Raw genomic sequence first — 24,849 nt, forward strand, 5'->3', positions numbered from 1 at the left:
ATACGGCCAGGATTATATTCAAAGCAACGTCGTCCCACGGAATGGGAGGGTCATGCAGCATTCCGAAAGGTATCTGCATGTAATTCCAGTTCTTCCGCACCATGACAGCAAGGCAAGCAGGTACTATGTCCAAACGCACTATTCTTACCGTTTCGGCTCTTAGCGCAGCAATCGCCGCGATGGCTTCGCCGTCATTGGTATCGGCAGCACCCGGCGGCGCAGGTGACGCGGCCATGGGCAAGAAGTTATACATGCGCTGTATTGCTTGCCACACCATACAGGCGGGCGGCCCCAACAAAGTGGGACCGAACCTTTCCGGCGTCGTCGGTCGCAAGGCCGGGCAGGTTAAGGGATTTCGGTACTCGGCTGCCATGGCGAAGTCCGACGTGGTCTGGAATGAGGCGACGCTGGACAAGTGGCTGGCGCGCCCTGCCAGCGTAGTGCCGGGTACGTCCATGGTATTTGCCGGTTTCGCCAAGCCGGAAGATCGCAAGGCAGTGATCGCTTACCTCAAGAAGCCGGCACCCTGACCGTGGACGACACCCTGTCATCATCGCGCCGCGCATTTATCGCAGGATCTATTGCGGTCGCGATGGCGACAGGCCCGGCGCGTGCTGCGGTTTCGGGCGGACCTGCGTTTATCGGCCTGACTGCGCCTGATGGACGTGAGGTATCGGTCACTGAGTGGAAACCGAAGGGGCGGCCGCGCGGGATCATTCTGTTCTCGCACGGAGCCGGGTCTTCCCCCAAGGAATACGACCTGTTTATCGGGCCATGGGTTTCGGCCGGATGGCGCGTCCTGGCGCCATTGCACGTCGATTCACGCGATCACCCGCTCACGGCGAAGTTCACCGGCCTCAGCAGCTGGAAAGCGCGGGTCGAGGACATGCGCCTGCTGGTTGCGCATATCGGATCGGCGCCATACGTCGCGGCGGGGCATTCCTACGGCGGCCTGACCGCGTTGATGCTGGGCGGCGCGCAGCCTGTCGTTCCAGAAGGATTGCAAGCGCCGCTCGCATCGCGCGTGGCTCGGGCGGTCATCGCCTTTTCGCCTCCGGCCCCGATCCCCGTTTTGGTTACCGATGAGGGATATGGGAAGCTGGCGGTCCCGGCGTTGATCCAGACGGGTACGCTGGATGTCCTTCGCGGACCGGGTTCGGAAGTCGCTGCAAGTTGGGAAGGCCATCTGGCGCCATTCAGGTCAGCATCCCCGGGCGGGCATCGTTATGGCCTCGTTCTTGAAGGTGCGGATCACTATTTCGGTGGCTTGATTTGCGATCCGACCAAGCCTGGTCCGCCGCAGACCTCTCAGATACAGCTTGCCAGCCAGCGCGCTGGTCTGTTCCTTGAAGGCTTTGGTGCCGGAGATGCGAAGGCGCGTCGAAAGCTCGATGCTTTGCTGACCGAGCAGTTTCCCGCCCGGCTGACGAAGCGGTAACCCAGTTCAGCTCACTTCGAAAAAGCCCCCAAACTCCGGTTTGGGGGCTTTTTCATGTCATCTCAAAACCCCAGTGCGCCGGGGTTCATCAGTCCTTTAGGGTCCAATTCGCGCTTGATCGCATTCAACAGGGATGTCGCGTGTGGCGATAGGCGCTGCTGGTACGGATAAGCCCTGCCAAGTTGGAAGTGCCCGGCACCGTGATCCTGCATGAGCGCCACGATGTCCCGCTTAAGCTGATCGGCATACGCGCGCGATTCCGGGTTCGCTTCGAAATTGGGCTGCTGCTTGATATAGTCTTCGCCCAGCGTGGTGTGATGATAAGGCGTCCGCGCATCTGGCCAGTACAGCGCTACTTCATACAGAAAGCCGGAAGCCCCCACCGGCGAAAACATCGTGCCGCACCATACGCCCAATCGGTCCATCTCAGCCTTACGCTTGGCTAGAAGGGCCTTGAACGCGTTGTCGAACGGCACGGCCTCGTCGTGTGAAAGCACGCCATGGATCGGCACCCACCGTTCGCCGCCAGGGCCCAGGACGTTGAATAGCGGCGCGAACGGCATCGATTTAACGAAGGTCGGTATGGAATTTGCGATTTCGCGACCGATCCCGGCCAGTTGGCGGCGCAGAACCTTGGCCTTATGCGCGGCCTCCTGGGCATCGTGCCCCTCTATGATGAAGTGGCACATGTAGGCGCCAGCGCGCATGGCGTCTTCGCCCGCGATGGCCATCCGCACCAGTTGTGCAACGCCTTTCAGCTTATCGGGCGCCTTGCGCATCACTTCCAGAGCGATCTTCAGGCGCGCGCCCATGCCTTCCTGCCGACCGATCTGACCTTGTGAAAGGGCAAGGTCCAGGCCGAAATGGGAATCGTCCAATCGCGCCATTGCGGCCTTGCGCGACGCGGCGTGGTAGTCGGCAAAGCTGTCGAACGCGAAGCTGAGGGTTTCGAAATGAGGGAGGACGGGCAGCAGCGGCAATCGAACGCGAACCTTGATACCAAAGATGCCGCAATCGCCCGTGAACAAGCCCGTCAGATCCGGGCCGTAGAACCGCATCGCCTTGCTGCTGCTGGTGGAAAGAAGCTCGCCGCTGGCCAGCACCACGTCGATCGATAGGACCGACTGCGCCGAAATGCCGTGGGCCGTGCTCCCATGGCTCAGGGTGTTCTGGCTGACACTGCCGCCCATGGTGGCAGCAATCCCCGAAAACGGCCCCCAGAACGGGGTGCGCAGCGATCTGGCGTCGAGCGCGGCCTTGAGGTTGGCCCAGGTCACGCCTGCGCCAACGGTGACGACCGCGTTTTTCTCGTCGATCTCGATTTCGTTGAAAGCGCCGGTATCGAACAGGACATGGCCGCCTTCGGGCAGGATGTAGGCATCGGTGTAGGATGCGCCGCCGCCGCGCGGAACCATCGCCACACCTGCGGCGCTGCATGCGCGGACGGCCTGCTGCAGCGCCTCAATGGACGTGGGGCGGATGACGGCACGTGGAGCCGCGCCGCCGCGATAAACGTCATTGGAAAAGTAGGAAAGCGATGCCTCGTCCTGAAGGACAGCGTCCCGGCCGACCGCCTCGATCAACGCCGGGATCAGTCCATCGTCTGCAATCACGCTGCTCATCGAATTATCCAACTTTTCAGAATACAGAGAATACGGCTTGGCCATCCCTGCGTTTGCCTTCGACCTGCCCGCGCGACCCTATCCACCCTGCGGCTATCCGGCCAGCGATCAAATTGTTCTATCTCTGCACCACTTCCTGTTCCGCCAAGCATGATCGATCCAAGCAAAGGACAGGCGGGACCGGGAGGCGAAGATCTCCGGGGCGTCGACAAGGCAAGGGTAAGGATGAGCAATCAGAGTGGAAACACCACGGTCGATGGCACGGTGATCAACCTGACGGTGGAGCCGGCAACCGCTGAGGCGCTTGCCCCCTTCGGCGCGATTATCGGCCGTGAAGCGCCGGTGAAGCCGGTGTCGGTGGATTTTTACAAGGGCGCGGTGAAGATGAGCTATCCCGCTCGCTTCGTCTGCGATCACCCGGTTGAAGTGACTCTTGCGCAGATGGATCGCCGGCCGGGGGAAGTGCGCTATATGGAGCGTCATTTCCAGCACACCCAGGCGTTCATCCCGCTGGACGGCAAGCCTTTCGTCGCGGTTATGGCGCCGCCGTCGGAAGGCGAATTGCCCGACCTGTCGCAGGTTCGCGCTTTCCGGTTCGATGGAAGCGCCGGTTTCGCGATGCATCTGGGCACATGGCACGAATTTCCCTTTGCCGTGCATGATGGCACCGACATCATCGTTCTCCTGTCCAGTCAGACGGGTTATGATCTCAAAGCCAAGGACGCCGTGACCGAGGAAGCGCATGGCCCTGACCTCGATAAAAAGGACATCGTCGCCCGCACGGGCAACGTGTTCCGTTTCGAACTGATGGAGTGAATTGACGATGGCAGAGCGCAAGAACCTTGACCGCAAGGCGTGGTCGAAGGGCAGCCAGCCGGTGGTCTTCGAAAGCCAGACGGTGGACGCACTGGCGGGAATGGTCCTCGCCTTGTTGGGCGAAGTCGTGGTCCTGAAGGATCGACTGGATGCCAACGAGCGGCTGCTCAAGGCGGCTGGCTTGCATGGCCCGGCAGACGTTGATAGCTTCTCGACCGATGCCGAAGCGCGCGCGTATCGTAGTGGGTATCGCCAGGGCATATACGAACGGGTGCTTGGCACGGCGCGTGACAAGCTCATGCCCAATGCGTTGACAGAGCAGAATGCCTACGAGGGCGTTCTTGAAGCCGTGACGCAGGATTGATGGACCGCCGGACGGTCGGCTGATCGCCCGTCAATTGGTTCGCGGACAGACATTTCTCCATCAGGAGCAAAATATGGAACAGTATCGTCAGGAACATTTCGGTCACGCGGTCATGCCGCAGGCCAATCACGACGAGCAGGCGATGGAAGATCACTTCCTGGCCATGCGCATGTGGACGAATACGCAGATGGACCCGCTCGACCGGCGACTGCTGGACGAAGTCATCGTTCCCAAGATCGAAAAGAAGTCTGGCGGAAAGCCGAGTTCCAGCACGCAAGTGCGTCAGGCGTTGGAAGCGCATCCGTTTCACCAACTTTGGTTGACGCTGTCCCTGTTCTATCAGGATCGCATCTGGGTAACGCTGGACGGCGCCATCGATCGCCAGTTCGATGATCTGGCAGCCAAGGTGGAGGAGCAGGTCGCGGAGCCGAAGGGCAGCCTGCGGTTGAACCCGGACCTCGACGTTCCGCGTTACATCGCCGCTTTCGACCATCACCGCATGCCCGGCAGCTATGTGGTGGACACCGCCGAGCACGACTTCCGGGCCGGCGCCCTTTACGATCGCTTCGCATCGACGTACCTACGCAATCTGAATGGTGGCTGGAAGAACGACGGGCGTGGACACACTCTAGCCAGCCATGTGCAAGACTTCTATCCGGACTTTAAACCCAAGCGGATCCTGGACCTTGGCTGTTCGGTTGGCCATTCAACGGTGGCAATCGCGCAGGCTTTTCCGGACGCCGAAATCTTCGCGATCGATGTTGGCGCGCCGATGTTGCGCTACGGCCATGCCCGTGCCGAAGCGATGGGTGCGCCTATCCATTTCAGCCAGCAGAACGCTGAGCACACCGACTTCGAGGACGGCAGCTTCGACCTCGTCTGCTCGTCAGCAGTGATGCATGAGACATCGACCAAGGGCATGCGCGCCATTTTCAAGGAATGCCATCGCCTGTTGCGTGATGGAGGGGTGATGTGCCACGTCGACGTGCCGCCACGGCATGAGCATATGTCGCTGTGGGACCAGATGCGCTGCGATTTCGAAAGCCACTATAACAACGAACCGTTCATGACCTCGCTGGCGCGCACGGATTGGGTCAAGGTCGCGACGGATGCCGGCTTTGACGCTGACGAGACGATGGTTGGCTATCGCAAAGGGACGTTCGCGCTGAAGCCGGACCGGGAGGATTTCTTCACCGAAGGACATCCCGAAGGTCGCGCCATGATCGGCAGCTGGTACGCCTGCTCTGCAGTAAAATGAACCCGACGGTAGGTGGCCGCCGGGCCACCTACCGTTCACTTCCGCGTCACACGGCGCAGGAATACCTGCGTCTGATCGAGAGCGCGATCTGGACAATCGAGGATGGCCATATGGCCACAATTGTCCAGCACCTGCAGGGTCTTGTCCTTGCTCCCCAAAAGCGCGAGCGTTTGCCGTCCTTCACGGGCAAGTGTCGTTTCATGGTCTTGAGCTGCCCAAAGGACCAACGCTGGCGCGGTGATCGCGCGAAGGTCGCCGGGAGTACGGGCGAACGAAGTGTGCTTTGCGACCGACTTGCCGATCGCCGGATCACCTAGCGTGCGGTTGTTGAGCGCGGTCCACTCGCTCACCACCGATGGCGTGACTTTGGTGCGGTCGACCACGTTATAAAGCATGATTTCCCGCCAATAGTCTTCGGAGTGATAGGTGGGATGTTTGCGATCCTGCGCCACCGCCGCTTTCAATGTCGCGGGCATGGCGTCGACATTGAAAGTGACCGGGCCAGTCGCGATGTTGTTCAGAATGACGGCGCGAACGCGATCCGGTCGCGTAGCGGCGTAGGCAGCTGCCGGAAGGCCACCACTTGATGTGCCGACGATAGCGAAGCGGTCTATCTTCAATCGATTCATGAGGCCGTCGATTACCCGGAGGCGTTGTTCGACCGAATAGTCACCCTCCGGGTTCGGGCCGGACAGCCCGCTTGGCGACAGGTCGAACCGAATTACTCGATACTGGCGGCGCAATTGCTTTGCCCACCCGTCCCACTGCCTGAGACTGGCGAAGGAGCCGTGCACCAGCAATAGTGCGGGGCCTTTGCCTTCGTCAGCGTAGTGGATGGCCTCCCCCGCAATCTGCACAAAATGCGAAGAGGGTAGAGCGTAGCGGGCCCGCAGTTGAGCATCGCCGGCCAGCATTGGCTCACCGTCTTGGGCGCTCAATGGTGAAAGCTGGAGCGAGAAGAAAGCGAGCCAGGACAGGGTGACGCAGGTCTTCTTCATCAATGGCGCTCCGCATACGATAGGGTTCGTAGCAAGATGCCATTCTTGAACGGGCCTACTGCGGACAATCCTGCTGGCGATCCGAGTGTCGGATACTGTCAGGTCGCAGCGGGCACGGACTCACCTGCGAGCAACTTTGCACAGTCGCCGTCACCATCGGCGATCGCCTTGCGCATCGCCCGGCCAGCCAGGCCATACAGGAACGCCGACAGCAGCAGGAACGGCACGCAGACGATGGCGATCGACCAGCCGACCTGCGTCGGGTCGTGCAACACGCGCTCGGTTACGCTCGCCACCATCAGCGGGCCCAGGCTGGCTCCAAGGATCGTATTGAGCACCAGGGTCAGCGCAATCGAACTGCCACGCATGCGGGGAGGGACGACTGATTGCAATGTCGCAAACATCACCGTGCCGACTACGGAGAACACGGCGTTTGCCGATGCTACCAGCACTGTGGCGATGTGAAGGTCACCCGCCAATACAGCAAGTGACGACGGCAAAGCGAAGAGGGGGGCGATGCCGAGGATGACGAAGCGGCGGGTGGTATGGCCGGCCCGCATCGAGCGATCCAGCAAGGTGCCGCCGATCATCGGGCCGATGACCGAAAAAAGGATGGACAGCGGCCCAAGCCAAGCACCGACGAAAGCGGGCGTCGCGCCATAGGCACGAAACAGCATGGTCGGAGCCCATGACGATCCGCCGTAAGCCACCACGAACGCGGTGGCGAAACCGAAATAGAGCGGGAGCAGAACCGCTTTGTTGCGCCACAAGTAGGCTGCTTCTGCGGCGCCCGGAACGCGTGCGGGCCCTTGCGTCGCGGCCGACTGGCGCGCGGGTTCGCGTGTGAATACTGCGAGCGCGATGGCCACAATCAGGCCGCTTGCGCCGAAGGTAACGAACACGATCCGCCATGGCACCAGATGGCCGATCAACGGTACCCCTAGAAAAGCGCCGGCCCCCGCGGCTGTCACCAAAAGCCCGGTCAACGAGATGGCGATGCCATTCGCCAGTCCTTGCCCCGCCATATAAACCGAAATCGGCCGACCACGACGCTCGGGTGCAAACAGATCGGCGATCAGGGAGATCGCCGCCGGGCCAAGGGCGGCTTCGCCCAGGCCGACCATCAGCCGTCCGGCGAAGAGCCAGCCGAACGTCTGCGCGAGCCCGCTGCCGATCGTTGCCAGGCTCCAAAGCGTGATGCCAGCGATGATCAGGTTGCGTCGCGATACGCGATCCGCCAGCAACCCCATGGGCAGCCCCATGAAGGCGTAGAACAGGCCGAACGCCAATCCTTGCAGCAGGCCGATCTGCTCATCGCTGATGAGCAGATCCTGCCGCACGGGATCGACCAGGATATTAAGGGCCGCCCGGTCGATTACCGAAAGAATGCCGGCAAGAAACAGCATGCCCACCATGACCCATGCCGATCGACCGCCGGGCCAACTGGGCGCATCCGCAGCCATACCGGGTGCGACTGTGGGGGCAGGTTGCATCGACACGGGCGTTACCATGGTCAGAGAAGTCCGCAGGCGCGAGCGCGGGTCTTCACGTAATCTCCGAGCCAGTCGAGATTGCGGAAGCGCAGCGTGCCGCGTCCCACCGCCGTCGAACTGTGCGCCATGCCGGCGACCAGACGAAGCGCCTTTGCCATCAGGAACAGCTCGGTGTTGTCCTTTTCTTCCTGCGTGAACGGACGGACGGACTCGTACCCGTTCTCGAACGCTTCGCCGATCTTGGGATCAAAGCCGTAGAACAGATTGCCCCAGACGAAGTTCTGCACGTCCTGCATCAGGAAATCTTCGCCAGCGGCATCGAAATCGAGCAAGGTGATCTTGCCGTCTTCATCGACGTGGACGTTGCTGGGGTGAAAATCGCGATGGCACACACCCAGCGGTACTTTGCCGGACGCGGCCAATTCGTCGAGACGCTTGTCAAGGTTGGCGGCAATGATTGGGTAGTCGCGCAAGTCGTCGGGGCGATCGTACACGAAGTCGACCAGCGCGGGCATGCAGATGTTGTAGTCCTTGGCCGTATCGGTCGAGAACGTATGGTCAGCGCCCGCCCATGCATCGCCGTGCAGGTGCATTTGCGCCATGGCGGCACCGATGCGGAATGCGGTTTCTTCCGACAGGCGATCGCCGAATTTCACGCCGGGCGCCCAGTCGTACATGGCGATGGCGCGTTCGCCTTCCGGCGATGCGACCTTGAAGTACAAGGCGCCATCGGCTTGCGGAACCGCAACCGACGCGGGGAAACCGACCTGACGCAGATAGTCCAGGAAATTCAGCTCGTACGCGACATCGTCGACATCGCGATATGTCTTGCGCCACACGCGCAGGGCATACTTTGTCGTCTCATCCTGAACGAGATAGACGTCATTCATCCCGCGATAGAGCAGGAAGCACGTCAGTTCGCCCTTCACCGGGTAGCGGGCGGCTACTTCGCGAGCGATGAAATCGGGGTGCAGGACCGAGTGCGAAACTTCGGCGAGCGGAAGATCAGAGGTGGTCAAGGAAGTCACGCAATTCATGTGCAATACGCTCCGGTGCGATGTCAAAAATATCTTTGTCGAGGTCCAGCAGTTCCACCGTCTTGCACGATGGCATGCGCGCAGCGGCCTGCTTCGAAATCTCAAGAAGATCCTCGGCGGTCTGGATCAGCACGGCTGGCTGCTTCACTTGCTCGAGCCGTGAAAAGTCCCACGACCAGACGCCGCTGTAGGCCCACGTGAAGCGGTGCAGCACGCGCGCCTTGTCTGCAAAGTTCCAGACCGCCTTGTCGAGCGACTGCTTGGGGTCGCGGTTGACGACGATATAACCCCATAGCCGGCCAAGAAGGGCAAGGATCACGTCGCCATTCTCGTCCGGCTCGGGGAATTCGCGGGCCTCTTCGAGTTTGGCGGCGAGCGTTTCTTCGTCGAACATCGGAATGCCCGTCAGTCCGATGGCGCGGACGCGATCGGGGCGAGCGATCGCGAGTTCGCACGAAAGCAGCGTGCCGGTGTGGAAGCCGTAGAGGTCCACCATGCCATCCAGCACGCCCTCGTTCGCCAGTGAATCGAGGCCGTCGGAGAAAGCGGCCGCGTATCCCGCCATGCCGGGGGGGGCGGGCGGCGCGTCTGACATGCCATATCCTGGAGTGTCGAACGAAACGACCGGTCGATCCCTGGCAAGATCGCGGATCAATGCCTCGTATTCGTACCCGGACGAGGGGTTCTGGTGAAGCAGCACCATCGGCGTACGGCCACCCTGGCGGGGACCGGCAATGCGATAGTGCATCTGGCCATAACGGCAGGTGGTATAGGCGCGGGTGATAAGCGGCGTTTGGTCAGTCATGATCTCACGTTGCCTGAAGGTGTTGGTTGATTGGAGCAGGATTGCATACTGTCCACGGGCCGGTCACGAGCCCGCGGGGACGTCGCCGGATGCCGCCAGTCGGGCGTTCACCAACTTGTCTTCGTCCAGATCATAGGCCCAAAGGAACAGGCCGTTGATCGCGAACATGATCGATGGGATGACCGCGAAGCCCAGTTTCAGCGCGAGCATGGCGCTCGCTGGCTGATCGATCAGAGCTCCGCCTGTCGTGGGTACGTAGCCCAGCGCGTTAAGGAAGACACCCAGCACCGCCACGCCCAGCGCAAAGCTGACTTTTTCGATGACGGCGATGGCGCTGGACAAAAGGCCTTCGCGCGCTTCACCGGTAAGGACCCGATCGTAGGCCTGGGTGTCACCCAACATGGAGATCGACATCAGGATGATTGCTCCCGATCCCAGGCCGCCAAAAATGCCTCGCATGATGATGCCGAGCTGAGTGATCGACTGATCGGCAGGAAACCAGCTTAGCGTCGCCAGGCAGAACAGCACCACACCGGCAAGGTAAGTGCGGCGCTTTCCGATAGCCTTGCCGCTCGCCACCCACAGCGGCATCGCCAGCGCAGTGACGATATTCTGGGTCACCGCAAACACGATCAGCCCACGGTAGCCGACGCCCACGACGTTCAGCATGTAAAGGCCCATGGTGGACGCGACGGAAGCGAAAGACAGAAACTGGAACACCTTGGCGCCCAGAAGCATCACGAAAGGCCGGTTGCGCGCGATGGCGCGAATTTGCGCCGGGCCCGGCAGGTGCTTGGCGGCAGTTCCTCCGGTTCCATGCGTGACCGGGACCGACAAAGCCGTGGCTGTCATCGAACCGCCGATGATGAGCGCCATCACCACTGCCATCGTCGCATAGCCGCTGCGTCCTCCGCCTCCGCTCTGGATCAGCCAGGCCGTGATCGCCATTGCCAGCAGCTGGCCGATGGAAACAAACACGGTGCGAAAGCTGATCAGCCGGGTGCGCTCGTGGAAGCCGTCGGTCAATTCGGCCGGGAGGGCCATGTACGGCACATTGAACAAGGAATAGGCAGCAGAATAGATCACCAACCCGGCGATCATCCACGCCAGCAGCGCATTCCCGCCAAGCATCGGCGGTGAGAACAGCATCAGGAATGACACGGCAGAAAGCAGGGCACCGGCCATAAGGAACGGTTTGCGTCGCCCCCAGCGACTGCGGGTGCGGTCCGACATGGAGCCGATCACGACATCGATGACGGCGTCGGCCAGCTTCGATATCATCAACAAATAGCCAGCGATCTGCGGCGATTGTCCAAGCACGGTGGACATGAATACGGAGAAGTAGGTCGTCACCGCATTGAGCATGATCGACACGCCGACGGTGCCGATCCCAAAGCCGAGACAGATCTTCATGGACAGGGTCTTGTGCGAAGCGCCAGCGGGCAAAGTCGCCATCGTCATTTCCCGTCAGGTTTGAAGAATGCAGCCATGACCGCAGCCTTTGCCGAAGCCGATCCGCTGGTCGCCGCCGCTCTTGCATCCGGCATCAATCCGAGAGCGGTTTCGACGGATGCATTAAGCAGCGCCAGTTCCGTTTCCGGCTTCAGCAGCAGGGTGGGTGCGGAAATCGCGGGCATACGCTCGAACGCGCGATAGCGGAATGCCGCAATGTACGGCTTCGGGTACGTATCCAGCGTCTTGAGCACGTCCAGCGTGATGCGGTGCAGGATGCCGGCAGGCGGCATTGGCACGGCCAGTCGGTGTTCGGCATCTTTCATGAAGTGCGGAAAGAACAGCGCCTGATCGCGGCAAAAGTTGAACGCCCAGATCAGATGACGTCCGTATTCGTCCGGTTCGACGACAGGCGCATAGTTCGCGATCACCGCATCGCGGAGGGAATCTTCGTATTCGGTGATCCCGTCGAGCACGAGCCGTTCGACGCGGTCGGGATAGGCGGCCGCCATCTCGCATGCGATCCGCGCGCCAGTATGCGTGCCATAGACGTTGACCTTTTCCAGTCCCAGCGCAGCGCGAAGGCGATCCATCGATCCGGCGAAATAGGCGATGTCCGGTTCGGCGGGGGCTGGCGGCGGAGAATCACCGTTTCCAAGCGTGTCGGGCGCGATGATCTCGCCAAGGCAACCTGCCTTGCGAAGTTCGAGCATCAGATCCTGCTGGAACCAAGATGACGCTGGCGATGCATGTAACAGGAGCACCGGCACTTGGCCATCCTGCGCTGCGGGCAGGCGGCGCAGGTGCATCTGGCCTTCATCAAGCCGAACGAACGCGCGTTGGATTTCGGGAACCGGGGGAGAGTCAGGGCTGTTCATGTCATCACGAAGCTATCGCAGCGATGCGTGGGGCAGACCCTCCATGCAAACTTGATCAGCAGGCGGATAGTTTTATCCCCCCTTCCCGGAATGAGCCGCGCATGGGTTCATAACAAGGGCATGGACACATCCTTCCTTCCTGACGACAGCGCACTTCTCGCCGCGCTCGAGCGTGAGGGGCCCATGAATTTGGCTCGTGCGGTCGCGGTAATGGACAAGCATGGGCTGGACGGTCTCGTGCTGGGTGAGCCGGTGAATGTATTTCACGCCCTGGGCCACTGGCCGCAGATCGGGCGCACCCGCATGGGTCAGCCCCCCGGGACATTCGCCCTGCTCGCACGCGCCCGGCCGGAAACACCCGGACTGGTGACCAGCCGCTTCCTGCATCACTATAGCTGGGCCGATGGGCGAGATCGTTCTGACGTAGCGGTCTGGCTCTACACAGCACTTGGCGATGACGGCGATGAAACGCCCAGCGCAGTGCCATCGGGTCCGGTTCTGCCGCAGCGCGATCTTTCCCCGCTCACGGCGACGGAAGCGTATCGCGATTCCATTTCCGCTCGTGAAGCCGGTTCGATGACGGCTCATGGTGATACAGGTGCCGCTTTGGTCGCGGCCATGCGTGGGCTTGGCCTCTGGAAGGGGAGGGTCGGGTTCGACCATCCCGTCATCGCCGAAGTCGCCGCGCGGCATGATCATCCCGGCGACATGGTGCAGGCGGACAATCCGCTTCGCGAAATCCGAATGGTGAAATCGCCGCTCGAGCATGCGCTGATGGCTCGCGCCGCGCGCGCCAATGTGGATGCCCTGAACGCAGTCGGTCACGCGATCCGCGCCGGAGCCAGCCATGTCGAATTGCAGGCCCTGTTCCGCATGGAAGCGGCTGCGCGCGGCAATACCGCTGTATTTCTCAACGTCGATCGCGTGTCGTCCGAACTATCGCGCATCAAGGTTGCCGAAGGGCAGACGCTGATGCTCGACGGGGTTAGCCAGCACCTCGGCTATCACGGCGATTTTGCCCGCACCGTGTTCATCGGTGAACCCACCAAAGCCGCCGAACGCGCAGCCCGCGCAGCCGCATTCGGCTGGGAAGCCGTGCGCGAAATCCTTCGCCCCGGTCTTCGTTACTCCGAAATAACAGCCGCGGGTGAATCTGCCATCCGGGCGGCTGGGCATGATGCCATCATCGGTTTTGGCCCGCACAGCGTCGGCTTGGCCCACACCGACGAGCCGGGCGAAGTTCACGGCGGCTTCTGGCGCAAGCCCGACATCGTGCTTGAGCCGGGCATGATCATTTCAGTGGATTGCCCGACGCTCGATACCGGGATCGGCGGATCCGCTCATTGCGAGGACCTCGTCCTCATAACCGAGACGGGCGCAGAGCCCATCCATCCTCTTCACGAACCGGTGATCATCGTATGACCAGACCTTTCATCCTCTCCGCGTCCATCGGCGATCCATCTTTCGCTGTCCCGCAGTCCGCCAGCGCTATCCTGAAGCTCGCCGAAGATGTTGGCCTAGACCTGCTGGTCATGGGCCGCTCTGGCGAACGTCCTTTCGATGCGCAGGTGCTGTTGCCGTGGGCCGCGCCGCTGACGTCGCGGCTGGGGCTGGTGGCGACTGTTCCCGCATCGAACGCGCATCCCTTCCACGTGGCAAGAGCGCTGTCCGCAATCGACTTCCTGAGCGCCGGTCGCACGGGCTGGTCGGTCATCCCCGAAGGTGCTCCCGAGGGTATGGGTGAAGACATGGTGAAGGCCGCCCGTGCATTGTGGGATGGCTGGGGCAGCGATACGCTGATCCTCGACAAAGTAAGCGGTCGCTATCTCGATGCGTCGAAGGTGAAGGCTTCCAACTATGAGGGGCCGTTCTTCAATGTGGCGGGACCGGTCAATGCCATGCGTCCCCCCTTGGGCCATCCGCTGCTGGTCATCGACGGTGATGATCCGATCGCTATCCAAGACGCCGATATCGCCCTGTTTTCGCAAGGCGGCGCTATCCCGTCGGCTACCAAGCGGCTTCTGAAAGTAGCACCCGACGTTGATACCACGCCCATCGCCGATCGCTTCCAGGCAGGAGAGATCGATGGCGTCCACTTTACCCTGGCAGATGCGATGGGCGAGCTGCCCACGATCGGCACTCGTTTCGCTTCCCTGATCGAAGGGCGTAAGGATGCGGGCAATCTGCGTCAGCGCCTGGGCCTGCCGATACCTTCCACCGCCTCCAACCAGTCGGACGGCGCCGTGATCCCGGAGTACGCATGATGGAAAAGCAGATTCATCTCTGGGCCTTTCTGCAGGGCATTGGCTTTTTTCCCAGCGGCTGGATGCACGAACGCGCGCGCCCCGAAGGCGTGTTTTCGATGGATTACTACGCCAGGGTTGCCGAGCTTGCCGAGCAGGGGCGGTTCGACGCGATCGTTTTTGGCGATCAATTGCAGTCGCGTGGTGCGGGCGGGCGCACGCCTGAACGCATGGCCATGCCTACGCTTGATCCGATAAGCCTGTTGACGGCTATGGCAGCGGTCACAGATCACATTGGCCTCGTCGCTACGGTGTCCACCACGTACAATACGCCTGAAATGCTGGCGGAGCGGTTCGGCACGATGGAGCGGATTTCTGCTGGTCGCGCAGGGTGGAACATCGTCACTACTGCGCATCCCGCAACTGCGCCAAACTTCGGTCAAGTGGACCTGCCCCCCAAGGACGAACGGTATCGTCATGCAAAGGATGTGGTTGCCAAGGCGTGCGAGCTTTGGGCCGCAATGGACCGCGCAGGACCTGCGTTGCCGCAGGGCCGTCCGGTGCTTGTGCAGGCGGGGCAGTCACCCGATGGACGCGATTTCGCCGCGCGGACAGCAGAAGCGATTTTCTGCCCCGCCGCCAATATCGAGGCAGGCATAGATTTCCGCAACGACCTGCGCAGACGTGTCGGTGATGTCGGCAGAGATCCGGAGGGCGTGCGGATCATGCCGGGCCTGTCCTGCGTGCTCGGAAGCACGGAGGAAGAAGCGCGCGCCAATCACGCGGCGATCCTCGATCTTGCCGACGTGGCCCTTGCGGTAGAGTATCTTTCGGAATCGCTCGGCTGCGATCTCACCGGTTTCGATCCCGCCGGCGCCATTCCCGTTGACGCGATTCTGGAACACACGATCCTGCCAAAGGCCGACATTGGCCGCGCGGTAACGCCTGCGCAGGAAAAAGGCACGTCGCTTGGTGATTTCGCGGCCAACTTCATGCGGCATCCGCGTGGCCATAACGTCTTCGTCGGCACGCCCGAAAAGATGGCGGACATGATGATCGAATGGCGGGATGCCGGGGCATGCGACGGCTTTACTTTGCAGCCTAGCTATATGCCTGGCGGCCTGAAAGACTTCGTCGAGCAGGTCGTGCCGATCCTTCAGCAGCGCGGTCGCCTACGCAAAGAATATCCTGGCCCGACCTTGCGTGAGTCGATGGGTTTGTCGGCTCGTGAGAAAGTGTCCGCATGAAAATAGGCCGCATTATTCTCGCGACCGTAGGCGCCATAGTCCTCGTCGGCGGTGGCGCAGTCCTGGCGTTACGCGCCGGCGCCGGTGACAGCGATCGGGCCGAGCTTGAAAAGCGGTGGGCCGATGCGCCCTCTCGTTTCGTGACCGTCGACGGCGTTCGTATGCATGTGCGCGAAGAGGGTCCGGCTGGCGCTCCCGTGGTCGTGCTTTTGCACGGATCCATCGTCAATCTCCACGAGTGGGATGGTGTGGCGGAGCGATTGAAGGACCGCTATCGCGTCGTGCGTTTTGACTGGTCTCCCTATGGCCTCACCGCTCCCGATCCTTCAGGCGTCTATTCCACGCCGCGGTCAGCCGAACTGATGGACGGCCTGCTGAAGCAACTCGGCTATGACAAGTTCGCCCTTGTGGCGACGTCGAATGGCTCGAACATCGGGTTGGAATACAATCGCGCCTATCCTGGCCACGTGACAGCGATGGCTTTCTCGATACTGCCTTTGGAACGGCCGAGCCAGACACGCAAAGTGGATTGGCGACTGAAATGGATGCTGTCGTTCCATAAGGCCGTGCTGCCGAACTGGCGGTCGCACACCTTCTGGCGGCTGATGCTGGAGGACACTACCCCTCCGCCGTTCACGCCCACCGATCGCATGGTCGATCAGATATACGACATGAACAACCTTCCCGGCGCCCTGGATCGACAGAACCAGTACATTCAGGCGAACGTCAAGGCATTCAAGACGTCCGATGTGGGAGCCGTCGCGGAAACGGTAAGAGTGCCGGTCCTGTTGCAGTGGTGCAGCTACGACGATGTAATCTCGCAGGGGGCAAAAGCGTCTGTCGCGCGGTTCAAGAACGCCCCCGTGACGATGATTGAATATCCGGACATGGGCCATTTCCCGATGTGGGAGAACCCTGAAAAGTTCACTCGCGATCTGAGGAGCTGGCTGGAAAAGCAGCCTTCGGCGCCCGCTGGTCCAGCGGCCTGATCCGACACCAATAATCAAACCAACCATTCGGTCACCGCGCGTCGGATAGAATCATGCCGGTCGCCGGGAGCTGCGCGTCCGCACCTTAGAAGGCGTGACCAAGGAATTCGGAGTTTATCCAGAAATGTCAGTGATAGATCGTTGCCAGGTGGCGATCGCCGGAGCCGGCCCCGTGGGCACGGTAATGGCGACATTACTGGCGCAGGCCGGCATTTCGGTCATCCTGCTCGAAGCCGGGCAGGACTGTGCGCGAGATCTGCGTGCATCCACCTTTCACCCGCCAACGCTGGAAATGCTCGACCAGATCGGCATCACGCCCATGTTGCTGGAAAAGGGTCTCAAGGCACCAGTCTACCAGTGGCGCGATCGGGCGTCCGGCGAAGTGATCGAATTTGACCTTACGGAGATATCCGATGTCACCCGCTATCCTTTCCGCATTCAGTGTGAGCAGTACCACCTGTCGCGCGCTCTGGCTTCCGGACTGGATAATCTGACGAACGCGGATGTCAGGTTCGGCTCTCGGCTGCTGTCCTTTACGCAGGATGCAGATGGTGTCGATCTGGCAGTCGAAACCATGATCGGGATCGAGCGGATACGCGCGGATTATCTGATCGGCGCGGACGGCGCCAATTCGATCGTGCGCAAATGGCTGGGCATTGAATTCGATGGATTTACGTATCCCGAACGCTTCCTGACCCTATCTACCGAGACTGATCTGGCCGCGCATTTGCCCAACCTCAGCCTTGTAAATTACGTATCCGACCCGGCCGAATGGCTGGTATTGCTTCGCGTCCCATCGGTCTGGCGTGTGCTGGTTCCCGTGGACGGTGCCGCAGACGAGGCTCAACTCGTATCGGACGAAAACAAGACGGCGATTTTCGACCGGCTGATCGGTGACGGTGCGTCGGTCGTCACGCAGCACCGCACGCTGTACAAAGTTCATCAGCGCGTCGCGAAGTCATTCCGTGAGGGCCGCGTGATGCTCGTTGGCGATGCGGCACACCTTAACAACCCGCTTGGTGGGTTCGGAATGAACTCCGGTGTGCATGACGCTTTCAACTTGTTCGAAAAGCTGCGTCCGGTGCTGAAGGGCCAGACCGCCATGGATCCGGCGTTGGCGCTTTATGATCGGCAGCGGCGCGAAGTGACCAACTCGTTCACGCAGGCGCAGACCAAGCAGAACATGGCGTACATCAGCAACGCCGACGGTAACGCGCATGACCTGCGGCGTCGTGACTTCCTGGCGATCCAGCAGGATGACGAAAGACGCCGTGCCTATCTGTTGCGTCAGGCCATGTTCCAAAGCCTGAATGACGCAGCGTTGATCGCCTGATAGCGGAGGTTCACACAATGCCAGCATGGTACATTATCACGACCCAGGTCCATGATCGGGAAGCGTTTGTTTCCAAGTATTCGCCTGCGGTAGCGGACCTTGCTAAGCAGTACGGCGCAACGTCTCTGCTGCGGGGGCGATCAGGTCAGGTTTTGGAAGGGCAGGGCTACGAAGGCGGCGGCGCTGTCGTGATGGAATGGCCCGACGTCGAAACTGCGTTGGCCTTCTGGAACTCTCCCGAATATGCCGAAATCAAGAAGCTACGCGAAGGCATTGCTGATGTCAGCGTGACGCTGGTCGATAGTTTCTGACGGTCAGGATCGAGGTTGTCTCCGCTGTGCGGAGATTGAGCATAAACTGTTCTTCGAGCGCCGCATGGTCCGCAACCTTGCATCGTTCAGGCGCATCTTTGCAAGGCGCCACAGGAGTGCAGAGACCTTGAGCAGCGACAGGCCGGGTACGCCAAGCGTCAGTCTACCAACCCCTGTCAAAGCGGGTGTCTGGAGCATTCGCATTGGATCGTTGCTGATCCCGCTGGCTCATGCCGCAGGGCAGAACGTAGTCACGGTACTCGGCCTGCGATTCATGACGGATAGCCTTGCCATTTCGGCAGGCGCCGCTGGTTTCATATTTGCTCTGGTCAAAATCTACGATGGGTTCCTTGACCCAGCTGTAGGCGCGTGGAGTGACCGTGCCGTTACCCCGTGGGGGCGCAGGCTGCCATTCCTGTTTGCGGGGGGTATTGCGATGCCCCTCGGATTAGCTTTGCTGTTCGGGGCGCCGGACTTCGGCTCCATCCTTCTTGCGCAGGTGTTCGTCACGCTGGCGCTGGCGATCCATGCAACTGGATATACGCTGCTGACGATCCCCGGCTTTGCGATGGTGGTCGAAAGCTCATCCGATCCGCACGAGCGCACGCGTCTGATGGCGTGGCGGACATACGGCAACGCTATCGGCACGCTCATCGGATCAACCCTTCCGGCGTGGATGTTGTCCATGACGGGGCCGACACGTGCCGGCCATCTGGCGCTCGCGGTCACTGTCGGGTTGGTCGTCTTTCTCGCAACGCTGGCCGCTGTGCGATTTCTCAAGCATGCACCGCGAACCCAGCCCCGTGTGGGAGCCGTCAGCGAGCGTTCAAGCCCGATTGCCTCGTTGCTGCGACAGGTTCGGCTTGCGTGGGACAACCGTCCATTTCGCATCCTCGCCATCGCGCACGTCTTCCTCCTGTTCGGCACCGCCATCGGTTCCGCGGCGCTCGCGTATTTTACGCGTGTCGTTTTGCGGATGAGCGATCAGGTGCTCGGGTCTTATTTCATGTACGCCACAGTGACGATGGTGCTGGGCATGACGGTGTGGGTCTGGCTTTCCAAACGGATTGGCAAGCGCACCTGCTATATGATCGCCCTGGCGTTGTTCGGTGTTGTTCAACTTAGCTGGCTGGCTGCCGTACCGCAGGAAAGCATGACACTGATCGCCATCCGTGGGCTGCTGAGCGGGTTTTCCGGTGGAGGAATGATCCTGTGCGCCTATGCGCTGTTGTCGGACGCCGTACGATACGATTATATTCAGAGCGGCGAACGACGCGAAGGAGCGTTTGCGGGCTTCACCACCTTGTTCGACAAGCTGTCTTCGGCAGCAGCTCTGGCGGCGATGGGATTGTTCCTGGGCGCCATGGGTTACGCCCCCTCTGCGAGTGGACAAGCGATGCAGCAGGGAGCCAGCGCCATACTCGCCATTCAGCTATGCGAATCCGTCATCCCGGCACTCGCGATGCTCGGAGCGATCATCACGTTGTTCTTCTATCGCCTGGATCCGGCGCAATTGCAGGCGTTGGAACAAGGCATTCTTCCAGAGGCTTGAGAAATGGCGCGTCATCCAATCGAACTGGTGGGCCTGATTTCACCGTATCGAAGCTCGGAAGCCAGCCCGGAGCCAACTCCTTATGATCCCGGTTTTGTTCCGGAAATCGCGCGGGCCTATGAAGCCGCAGGGTACGACCGGGTGCTGGTTGGCCAGAACGCCCGGTCCGCGGACAGTCTGGTGACGGCAAGCTGGGTTGCTGCCGCAACCAGTCGGCTGAAATTGATGATAGCCCATCGTCCCGGCTTCATTGCCCCGACGATGGCAGCACGTGCGTTAGCGACGCTCGACCAGTTTTCGCAAGGCCGGGTCGGCGTCCACATCATCACCGCATTCTCTGATATAGAAACGCGGTCTGACGGTGACTATCATACCAAGGAAGAGCGCTATCACCGCAGCGCCGAATATGTCGAGGTTCTACGCAAGGTCTGGCAGGCGCGCGAACCGTTTGATCATCAAGGAGAATGGTACCGGTTTGATCAGGCCGGAAGCGAAGTCGCCCCTGCCAATCGCGACATTCCGATTTTCTGGGCGGGCACATCCGACTTGGGTGTCCAGTATGGTGCTCAACTGGCGGACGTTTACGCCCTCGGCCCCGGCAGTCACGCTCAGGTGCAAGAGCTTGTGAGCAAAGTGAAAGCGCAAGCGGCGATGCATGGCCGCGATCCGCGCTTTTCCATGTCGATGCGTCTGGTCGTGGCTGACAGCGATGCCGCGGCTTGGGACCGCGCAAAGGAGTTGCTCGATGGCGTGCAGGCGCGACAGGCCGTTTTCGGTACGCTAGGGCGCGACCTTGGCAAAGCAGCAGCTGATGCGACCATTCGCGCTGCCGAGGCCGACAATGCGCAGGAAGATCCTTGCTTGTGGACTGGCTTGACCAAGGCCACGCAAGGCAGGCTTCAGGTGATGTGCCTGGTGGGGGCGCCGGATACGTTAGTGAAAGCGCTGATGCGCTACCGTGACGCGGGGATAGACAACTTCCTGATCACCGGGTTCGACTGGCTTGCCGATACGCATAGGATAGGCACGGAAATCGGGCCTGACCTAAGGCGCCTCGCCAACGAGACCGCAATGTCATAGCGCGTAGCAGGTTGAAAAGAAAACCCCTCGGCCTTTCCAGGCCCAGGGGTCTTTCTCATCGATTGATGCGCGAGTTCACTGTTCAGCGATGTCGGCGATCGTCTGGTTGTAGGCCGCTTCGGTATGGGCCTGCGCCGCCTCGTCTGCATCCTTGAGTTGCAGGTAGAAAAGGCGCTGCAGAAAATCCTGCCTGCGGGCTTCCCGTTCCTCCAGTGCTTCCTGATCAAGCTGAATAGCTTCGATCCCGGCAGCAAGGTTCAGCCCATTCTGAGCGGCGACCCGCTCTGAGGAGTCGATGCGATCGCGCAGGACACAAAGTTCGTTGGCCAGCACCATGATCATCGACATGGCAGCATCGAGACCCGGCGTGTCATAAAACTGCGGTCGCTTTCCCCGGGCGTGGCGGACGACGTGTGGGCGTTCTTGGGTCATGGTCATATGGTCACGCAATACTCATGTTCGGCCGCTCCGAAGAGCGGCCCGGAATGTGTCAGGCAGCAAGCGCCTTTTGCGAAGGCTTCGTTGCGATAAGGACTTCCCAGCCGCCGCCCGGCGCAAACTCACCAGCAGTGAACTCGCGCTCGGCCACATGCTCGGATGCTTCCTGGCTGTATCCTTCGGCTGCAGCCGCAAACTCCATGACCGCCATCGGCGCCGTGTCAAAGCGGACCTGCGATCGATCGAAGCCGGCCCTTTCGGCGAGCGTCACCTGATCCATGTCACGCATGGCGCCCCAGAAGGGCTCGTTGTTGTACCAGGTTTCGTTGTCCAGAATGAACTGTGTGAATGGGTCCATGAGGTCGAACGGCGGCAAATCCGCGTGGATCATCAGGCCGCCTGGCGCCAGCACGCGGAAAGCTTCCTTGAAGATCTTCGGCATCGCCTTTCCGCTCGTCTCATGCAGCAGGATGTGGCTGACAACGAGGTCAAAATGGCCATCGGGGAAGGTTGTGTCCTCGGCGCTCATCTGCGCAAAGTTCACTTCCTGGCCCATCGCAGCCGCGCGGGCATGGGCATAGCGCACGACTGGCGCACCGACATCGATGCCCCACACTTCGGCTTCGGGGAACAGTTCCTTGTAGGGCAAGGTTGAGTGACCCACGGTGCAGCCCATGTCGAGAATGCGGCGCGGTTTGAAATCCGGCATGTTCCGCTTGATGTAGTTGACGACGGACCGGCCCATGTCATCATTGTTGGGACCGGTGTAGCCCATCGAATAAAGGTACACGCCGCGATCATACAGCGCGCCGACCGAAATGTCGTTTTCGCATACTTGCGTGCAATAGCCACCCGGCATGCAGTGAATATCAAGCGCGGTGACATAGCGCGGCGGTTCGAAGCCTTCGGGAATTTCTAGCTTTGCGGATGTCGATGCCGACAGGTCAGCGGTGCGGGCGAGAAGGTCGGGCAATTGCCGGTCGACCGATCCGTTCACCGATTCCCAGAGCAATTCCTGCGCGATCCGGTTGGCAGTGGCATAGTGTTGAAAATAAATGTCACTGACCATCCCGCTGCGGATATCGCGGCGATCGGCAGGCGCTCGGCCATGCTGCTTTTCGAACGATCGAGATACGCGCGTCTGATATACTGGCGTAAGTCCCGGCAGCAATGTCGATTGGATGAAACCCTTGAAGCTCTTGGCGAATTCCTGCCGTGATGCTTCGTCTGCGTTCGCCTGCGGAAGCGCGGCGTGAGGCGATTGCTGGAAGGTATTGAGCATGAGCGACTCCGGTATCCTGTGAAGGTACAGTATGGCTATCGCAGGGGCCGATTGGTAGCGCCTGCCGCCCGGGCTATCCGATTGGCGATCACAGATTGGTATCGCGCTGCCGCCGGGTGGTAAAAACGCAAAAAACCGATCAACCGGATCGACCGGGTGCAAAACGCATATGAGGGATCATTCGAATGGACGACATGAAGTTCTCCCGCCGTGCCAGTCTTGGCCTCGCCGGCGTTGCCGCGGGGCTCGCGGTGGCTCCCTCTCTGACGCAGGCCGCCACCCGGCCCAGCAAGTCGACCCCGGCGTTCAAGACCAAGATTGATTTCAAGGATCCGGAATGGACCCGCGATACTTATGTGCGTCTTGATGCGGACATTGATCCGACCAAGGAAAAGTGTGGCTGGCTGAAAGGCAAGGCTTACGGTGTGCGCCCGAATGAGCCGGTGCGTCAGCTATTCGGCGTGGAGGGCTTCAGCTTTGTGCGCACCAAGCGTCTGGAAGACGGTTCGTACCGTCGAATGCTTCGCGAAATCGTGTTCTATCGCGACCTCAAAACAAACGAAATCCTGAAAACCTGGGAAAATCCCTACACCAATGAGACGGTGCGCGTGGTGCCGATCGCAAATGACCCGTTCAACTTCACCATTGGGCAGTGGGCTCCCGAGCCGCCTTCATACGGCGGTCTCAACAAGGATAAGCCGCCTCGCACCCCGTTCCTGCAGGATTGGCAATTTGGGCCGAACGGCACGATGATACTGCGGTCGGACATCGACATGCAGTATCCCAACGCGCTCGATCCGGCAAAATGGGTGCGCGAGTCTTCAGGGCCGATGAACCGCGTGTCTGAGCACTTTATCTATACGGTAAAGCGGGAAGACGTGGAAAATCCCAACCTTACGCATATTCCGCACATCGGTGCGTGGAGCCGTATCACGCCTTGGCTGCCATGGATGCTGATGGGCCAAGCCGAAGGTCACGTGGACTACTTTGTTCATTTCCAGACCGTGGATGGTGAGAAGGACCTTCCGGCTGACCTCGTTGCTGCTGCGCGCGCAATGGATGAGAAATGGCTGCACGCCCCGACCGAAGATTACGGTCCATCCTTGTCCAGCCTGGAAGTCTATGCACGCGACGAAAAGCCGGCCCCTGTGCCTGCCGGGTGGACGCCGCCCAAGCCGCCAGCTGCTCCAAAGGCGCTGGTTCGCAAGCCGAGCTAGTAATAATGGGAAAGGGGTCGACCGGGTCGGCCCCTTTTTCATAACCCCGCGATGTATGTGTGAGTGACGCCCGCATACTGATGTTAGCGCGTCGCCCGATCGGACATCGCCTTTGAACCCAGCTATGCCTCAGCGTCTTGCGTTGTCCACCAAGGCCGGTTTCGGCGTCGGTCAGGTCGCCGGTCAGCTGTTCCGCGATGCGCCTCCCTTTTGTTGTTTTTCTATCTGACGAACGTGATGGTAAGTACGCGATGGAGTGGCCTGAACCATTGCACGATCTGGGGGTAATGGCGGCCATCATGGCATTTGCGGTGATGGCCGGGTCACCGCTATGGGTCATGGTGGCACGGCGGATCGGGAAGAAGCCGACATATGTGATCGCAGCCGTCGGCCATGGTTTGATCATGCTTCTGTGGGGTCTGGTGCCCGAAGCCCCCATTTGGATCGCTTATTTGCTGGCGGGGCTGATGGCTGCCTGCAATGCCGGATGGGGAACGATCGTTCTTTCGCTCCTATCTGACTGCATCGTCTCCGCGCGCACGGAATATGGCAAGAACCGTGGCGGTTCCTGTTCGGCCATCTGGTCGGTGATTGAAAAGGCGGGGATCGCCATGGGCGGCACCCTGGTGGTGGGAGCGTTGCTTTCCGCCTATGGCTTCGATTCGAATGCCGCCCGTTCCGGAGTGCCGCAAACATCGACGGCGGTCGACGCTATCGTGATCAGCTTCGCCATCGTTCCGGGCATCGCAAACCTAGTCGCAGTAATCATGATCTGGCGCTTTGTGGGCGAGCATCCGCACTTCCGTCCGGTACCTCGAAGGGTAGCAGATGACTGATTCCTCACCTCTCGGTATTGCCCCCATCGGCTGTGGCCGAATCTCACAGTCCCATCTATCTGCGATTGCGGCATTACCGGATGAAGTGCCTCTCGTAGCGGTCGCAGATGCCCATCTAGCGTCGGCTCGCGCCGCAGCGGCTCCATTCGGGGAGATGCAG

At 60.7% G+C, this 24,849-nt stretch carries 24 protein-coding genes; 15 read left to right on the plus strand and 9 right to left on the minus strand.

All coding sequences use genetic code 11. The features are described from left to right. The first annotated feature begins 125 nt into the window (after positions 1–125). Both ACZ1JM_RS04370 and ACZ1JM_RS04375 read left to right on the plus strand, forming a co-directional pair. Positions 126–530 (plus strand): c-type cytochrome, encoded by a 405-nt coding sequence (locus ACZ1JM_RS04370; RefSeq protein ID WP_465131907.1) that lies wholly within the window; start codon positions 126–128, stop codon positions 528–530. Between the two features lie 62 nt (positions 531–592). After that, positions 593–1,438 carry an alpha/beta hydrolase family protein gene (locus ACZ1JM_RS04375; RefSeq protein ID WP_465131908.1) on the plus strand — a complete coding sequence of 282 codons (846 nt, stop codon included), beginning with the start codon at positions 593–595 and terminating at the stop codon, positions 1,436–1,438. 62 nt (positions 1,439–1,500) lie between these two features. On the opposite strand, the gene ACZ1JM_RS04380 is transcribed toward ACZ1JM_RS04375, so the two are convergent. Then, positions 1,501–3,060 (minus strand): FAD-binding oxidoreductase, encoded by a 1,560-nt coding sequence (locus ACZ1JM_RS04380; protein WP_465131909.1) that lies wholly within the window; start codon positions 3,058–3,060, stop codon positions 1,501–1,503. A gap of 225 nt (positions 3,061–3,285) precedes the next feature. Here ACZ1JM_RS04380 and ACZ1JM_RS04385 point away from each other — a divergent pair, with 225 nt between their 5' ends. From ACZ1JM_RS04385 to ACZ1JM_RS04395, 3 genes are all read left to right on the plus strand, one after another. Further along, positions 3,286–3,876: an ureidoglycolate lyase gene (locus tag ACZ1JM_RS04385; RefSeq protein WP_465131910.1), complete on the plus strand. Its 591-nt coding sequence runs from the start codon at positions 3,286–3,288 to the stop codon at positions 3,874–3,876. A 7-nt stretch (positions 3,877–3,883) separates the two neighbouring features. Beyond that, the gene (locus ACZ1JM_RS04390; RefSeq protein ID WP_465131911.1) at positions 3,884–4,240 is read left to right on the plus strand and encodes a hypothetical protein; all 357 of its coding nucleotides are present in this window, start codon (positions 3,884–3,886) and stop codon (positions 4,238–4,240) included. A gap of 73 nt (positions 4,241–4,313) precedes the next feature. After that, on the plus strand, positions 4,314–5,498 hold the full coding sequence (locus tag ACZ1JM_RS04395; protein WP_465131912.1) for a class I SAM-dependent methyltransferase: 1,185 nt from the start codon (positions 4,314–4,316) through the stop codon (positions 5,496–5,498). Between the two features lie 35 nt (positions 5,499–5,533). On the opposite strand, the gene ACZ1JM_RS04400 is transcribed toward ACZ1JM_RS04395, so the two are convergent. From ACZ1JM_RS04400 to ACZ1JM_RS04425, 6 genes are all read right to left on the minus strand, one after another. Then, positions 5,534–6,496, minus strand: coding sequence for an alpha/beta fold hydrolase (locus ACZ1JM_RS04400; RefSeq protein ID WP_465131913.1), 963 nt, complete (start codon positions 6,494–6,496; stop codon positions 5,534–5,536). Between the two features lie 98 nt (positions 6,497–6,594). Beyond that, on the minus strand, positions 6,595–7,989 hold the full coding sequence (locus tag ACZ1JM_RS04405) for an MFS transporter (RefSeq protein ID WP_465131914.1): 1,395 nt from the start codon (positions 7,987–7,989) through the stop codon (positions 6,595–6,597). Positions 7,990–8,009: 20 nt separating this feature from the next. Further along, the gene (locus ACZ1JM_RS04410) at positions 8,010–9,017 is read right to left on the minus strand and encodes a phosphotransferase enzyme family protein (RefSeq protein ID WP_465131915.1); all 1,008 of its coding nucleotides are present in this window, start codon (positions 9,015–9,017) and stop codon (positions 8,010–8,012) included. Continuing rightward, the gene (locus ACZ1JM_RS04415; RefSeq protein ID WP_465131916.1) at positions 8,995–9,831 is read right to left on the minus strand and encodes an alpha/beta fold hydrolase; all 837 of its coding nucleotides are present in this window, start codon (positions 9,829–9,831) and stop codon (positions 8,995–8,997) included. The genes ACZ1JM_RS04410 and ACZ1JM_RS04415 overlap by 23 nt, the downstream gene beginning before the upstream one ends. Positions 9,832–9,894: 63 nt before the next feature. Then, a complete protein-coding gene (locus tag ACZ1JM_RS04420) occupies positions 9,895–11,286 on the minus strand; it encodes an MFS transporter (RefSeq protein ID WP_465131917.1) in 1,392 nt (463 codons plus the stop codon). 2 nt (positions 11,287–11,288) lie between these two features. After that, positions 11,289–12,161: an alpha/beta fold hydrolase gene (locus ACZ1JM_RS04425; protein ID WP_465131918.1), complete on the minus strand. Its 873-nt coding sequence runs from the start codon at positions 12,159–12,161 to the stop codon at positions 11,289–11,291. Positions 12,162–12,251: 90 nt separating this feature from the next. Here ACZ1JM_RS04425 and ACZ1JM_RS04430 point away from each other — a divergent pair, with 90 nt between their 5' ends. The 8 genes from ACZ1JM_RS04430 to ACZ1JM_RS04465 all read left to right on the plus strand — a co-directional run bounded on the left by ACZ1JM_RS04430 (position 12,252) and on the right by ACZ1JM_RS04465 (position 20,916). Then, positions 12,252–13,583, plus strand: a complete 1,332-nt coding sequence (locus ACZ1JM_RS04430) for a M24 family metallopeptidase (protein ID WP_465131919.1) — start codon at positions 12,252–12,254, stop codon at positions 13,581–13,583. Then, positions 13,580–14,425: an LLM class flavin-dependent oxidoreductase gene (locus ACZ1JM_RS04435; RefSeq protein WP_465131920.1), complete on the plus strand. Its 846-nt coding sequence runs from the start codon at positions 13,580–13,582 to the stop codon at positions 14,423–14,425. Before ACZ1JM_RS04430 ends, ACZ1JM_RS04435 begins: the two co-directional genes overlap by 4 nt. Beyond that, the gene (locus ACZ1JM_RS04440) at positions 14,422–15,651 is read left to right on the plus strand and encodes an LLM class flavin-dependent oxidoreductase (RefSeq protein WP_465131921.1); all 1,230 of its coding nucleotides are present in this window, start codon (positions 14,422–14,424) and stop codon (positions 15,649–15,651) included. Before ACZ1JM_RS04435 ends, ACZ1JM_RS04440 begins: the two co-directional genes overlap by 4 nt. Further along, the gene (locus ACZ1JM_RS04445; RefSeq protein WP_465131922.1) at positions 15,648–16,640 is read left to right on the plus strand and encodes an alpha/beta fold hydrolase; all 993 of its coding nucleotides are present in this window, start codon (positions 15,648–15,650) and stop codon (positions 16,638–16,640) included. Before ACZ1JM_RS04440 ends, ACZ1JM_RS04445 begins: the two co-directional genes overlap by 4 nt. A 124-nt stretch (positions 16,641–16,764) precedes the next feature. Then, positions 16,765–17,973, plus strand: coding sequence for an FAD-dependent oxidoreductase (locus ACZ1JM_RS04450; protein ID WP_465131923.1), 1,209 nt, complete (start codon positions 16,765–16,767; stop codon positions 17,971–17,973). A gap of 17 nt (positions 17,974–17,990) precedes the next feature. Then, positions 17,991–18,284 (plus strand): DUF1330 domain-containing protein, encoded by a 294-nt coding sequence (locus ACZ1JM_RS04455; protein ID WP_465131924.1) that lies wholly within the window; start codon positions 17,991–17,993, stop codon positions 18,282–18,284. 127 nt (positions 18,285–18,411) lie between these two features. Then, positions 18,412–19,836, plus strand: a complete 1,425-nt coding sequence (locus tag ACZ1JM_RS04460; protein WP_465131925.1) for an MFS transporter — start codon at positions 18,412–18,414, stop codon at positions 19,834–19,836. 3 nt (positions 19,837–19,839) lie between these two features. Continuing rightward, on the plus strand, positions 19,840–20,916 hold the full coding sequence (locus ACZ1JM_RS04465; protein ID WP_465131926.1) for an LLM class flavin-dependent oxidoreductase: 1,077 nt from the start codon (positions 19,840–19,842) through the stop codon (positions 20,914–20,916). 75 nt (positions 20,917–20,991) lie between these two features. Here the strand turns inward: ACZ1JM_RS04465 and ACZ1JM_RS04470 are convergent, their stop codons facing one another. Next, positions 20,992–21,354 carry a hypothetical protein gene (locus ACZ1JM_RS04470; RefSeq protein WP_465131927.1) on the minus strand — a complete coding sequence of 121 codons (363 nt, stop codon included), beginning with the start codon at positions 21,352–21,354 and terminating at the stop codon, positions 20,992–20,994. A gap of 52 nt (positions 21,355–21,406) precedes the next feature. Continuing rightward, positions 21,407–22,636: a class I SAM-dependent methyltransferase gene (locus tag ACZ1JM_RS04475; protein WP_465131928.1), complete on the minus strand. Its 1,230-nt coding sequence runs from the start codon at positions 22,634–22,636 to the stop codon at positions 21,407–21,409. Positions 22,637–22,821: 185 nt separating this feature from the next. Here ACZ1JM_RS04475 and ACZ1JM_RS04480 point away from each other — a divergent pair, with 185 nt between their 5' ends. Continuing rightward, on the plus strand, positions 22,822–23,853 hold the full coding sequence (locus tag ACZ1JM_RS04480; RefSeq protein WP_465131929.1) for a DUF1838 family protein: 1,032 nt from the start codon (positions 22,822–22,824) through the stop codon (positions 23,851–23,853). A gap of 287 nt (positions 23,854–24,140) precedes the next feature. Then, positions 24,141–24,689, plus strand: coding sequence for an MFS transporter (locus tag ACZ1JM_RS04485; RefSeq protein ID WP_465131930.1), 549 nt, complete (start codon positions 24,141–24,143; stop codon positions 24,687–24,689). Positions 24,690–24,849: the final 160 nt, after the last annotated feature.

The organism is Novosphingobium sp. BL-S-24, assembly GCF_055521575.1.